The sequence below is a fragment of the Streptomyces poriticola genome (genome assembly GCF_036689765.1).
Taxonomy (GTDB): Bacteria; Actinomycetota; Actinomycetes; order Streptomycetales; family Streptomycetaceae; genus Streptomyces; species Streptomyces poriticola.
Genome location: NZ_JBAGKH010000117.1, coordinates 1 through 332 on the forward strand (window position 1 = coordinate 1; position 332 = coordinate 332).

Annotated in this window: 1 protein-coding gene; it reads right to left on the minus strand. The window is 68.7% G+C overall.

The window, feature by feature from the left end:
* A partial coding sequence (locus V5O46_RS31705) for an acyltransferase domain-containing protein (RefSeq protein ID WP_332888188.1) occupies positions 1 to 332 on the minus strand: 332 nt, incomplete at both ends.

The following is a 332-nucleotide window of genomic DNA, read 5'->3' on the forward strand; positions in this document are numbered from 1 at the left end:
CGGGCACCGTCGGCCAACGACAACGCACCCGCCACACAGGCAGCCGCGATCTCACCCTGCGAATGACCCACCACCGCCGACGGCACGACACCGTACGAGCGCCACACCTCCGCCAACGACACCATCACAGCCCACAGCACCGGCTGGACGACATCCACCCGGTCCAGCCCCGGAACACCCTCCACGCCCCGCACCACATCCAGCAACGACCAGTCCACGAACGGCTCCAACGCCACCGCACACTCGGTCATCCACCCCGCGAACACCGGCGACGAATCCAGCAGATCCACCGCCATCCCCGCCCACTGCGCCCCCTGACCCGGGAACACGAA